Origin of the sequence: Cryobacterium sp. 10I1, from assembly GCF_035019805.1 — a bacterium.
GTDB classification, from domain to species: Bacteria; Actinomycetota; Actinomycetes; order Actinomycetales; family Microbacteriaceae; genus Cryobacterium; species Cryobacterium glucosi.
On the sequence record NZ_JASJVF010000394.1, the window covers coordinates 1 to 2,012 of the forward strand.

Here is a 2,012-nt window from a genome sequence, read left to right on the forward strand (position 1 = left end):
TGAGACAATAAACATGGCCCTCAACGCCGCCTGAAACCACTAACCCAACGAGTCAACTGAACTCGGGGCAGTCCCGAACTGAGACACAAAAAGAGAGGTAGCGTTTTTGGTTGTGTTCTACGGAAACGGTTGGGGGTCCGAATCCCTCCAGGGGCACCATAGACGGCTTACTCGAACCATCACCCCGTTCCGCGGCGGTGAGCAGATCGTCTACGGTTTACCAATGCTCTTGACGGTCTTTTGCGCTGCGTGTGGGCATGGACAGTACATGCGCGGTCCTTACGGTCGTCGGTGCAGTAAGAGAAGTAGCCAAGCTTCCCAAAATCAGCCGAATTGGGCGCATTCGGCTAACGATCAGCGTTCGTACAGACGATACATAGGTGTGGAATAAATGTGGACTTCGTTCTCTAAAAGCCTCGCACCCCAGTAATGGCCTCGCGAGAATTCGGAATCAGTGGGTTCCGGGTTCAAGTCCCGGGGGGTGCACCAGTAAAGCCAGATCAGCGAAGGGTTCCGTTCTCACGAACGGGGCCCTTTTTTGTTGCATTGAGATTCAGCCATGTCTGCGACATGTGCAGGTCCGCCAGATTCGACCATGACTTTGAGGCTCACGACCGCACGCCACGAGCAATACTTCCTGCCGGGCAACGCCCTGCGTTCTAGAACGGTGTCGGGTCGTCGGGGTCGTCGGGTGTGGGGTCGAGGTTCCAGACGTCAACGATCGGGGCCGGTGGTTTCGGTTCGGGTTTGGGTTTCCGGGGTGGTCTCATGTCGGCGGAGGGTTCGACGATGTAGTTGTACCCGGCCGGGGAGGTCCATTCGATGCGGCCGTCGCCGAGGTGCCTGGGCGACCACCGTGTGTAGCTCTTCACCGCGTGGTGATGCGGGCAGAGGTGGGCGAGGTTCATCGCGTCGGTCTCCCCGCCGTGCTGCCACTCCACACTGTGGTCCAGATCGGACCGTTTGGCGGAGCGCCGGCAGCCCGGGAAGGTGCAGGTTTCATCCCGCACCTCCAGCCATTTCTTGAGCGCGGCGGGTGGTTTGTAGGTGTCGCGTCCCATGGAGAGCACGACGCCGGTTTCCGGGTGGGTGAGGAGCCGGGTGAAGCTCGGCGCACCCGCCGCGAGACGCCGGGCCGTGTCGGGGTCGATGGGTCCGTACCCGGCCAGATACCCGGGCTCCTCGCTCTTCCCCAACAAGGTCAGCACCGGGACCGTGACGTTGACTTGCGCGGCCACCCCGGCACCGAGTCCGTCCGGGGTGACCCCACTGATCAGGACATCGGTGAGCACGTCCGCCGCGATCTGCGTCAGGGTGCGGACCTCGTCCGGGCCCTGCAGGGTCAGCGCGGTGTCGAGAGTGCGGTGGTACGCGGCCTGCACCTTCTCCGCGTCCCCGGTCAGATACAGCGACGCCATGCCGTCGTTGAGGGCCTGGAACACCACATGCCGGCCCTCGACGCTTTTCTGGTGCCTCGCGGTGATGGTTTCCGGGTGGGTGCGTTCCCGCACCCTTCGGGCCCGATCGGCGAGCTTCGCCACGGTCAGCACTTCCGCGTCGGGCACGAGGACCTCCTCGAACACGGCCCGGGCCCGGGCGGACGCTTCCGGGTCATCATCGACTCGGATACCCCAGGCCTGCTCCATGATCACCTGCGGGTGCCGGTAACTGATCGCCCCGGAGGCCAGGGCCTCCCGGGTTGCGGGGAGGTCTTCGGCGAGTGTCCGGCTGGCTTCGATCAGGGTCTCCGCCGTCCGGCGCGGGAGCCGCAGCAGGGCGCCGACCTCGCAGGTGAATTCCTCTTTCGTGGCTTCTTCCGGAGACCACGGCATTCGCGGCCCGCCGGCGCGTTCTGCGGCCTCCGCCCGGGCCCGGCCCACGTCCGCGAGCACCCGTTGCGCCGCATAGATCGCGGCCGCCCGCTTCGCGGCGGCCCGGTTCATCTCCCGGTCCGCCTCCCGGATCGCGTCATACACCTCGGGCAGGGACGGCTCCACCAGGCTGAGATGCCG

The 2,012-nt window shown here is 64.8% G+C and carries 1 protein-coding gene and 1 tRNA gene; one reads left to right on the forward strand and one right to left on the reverse strand.

The genetic code is table 11. The annotated features are described in order from the left end of the window. Positions 1 to 418 precede the first annotated feature (418 nt). A tRNA-OTHER gene (locus QN345_RS18380) sits at positions 419 to 489 on the forward strand. A gap of 170 nt (positions 490 to 659) precedes the next feature. Here QN345_RS18380 and QN345_RS18385 read toward each other — a convergent pair. Further along, positions 660 to 2,012: HNH endonuclease signature motif containing protein (locus QN345_RS18385; protein WP_323509041.1), on the reverse strand; the 1,353-nt coding region annotated here is incomplete at its 5' end.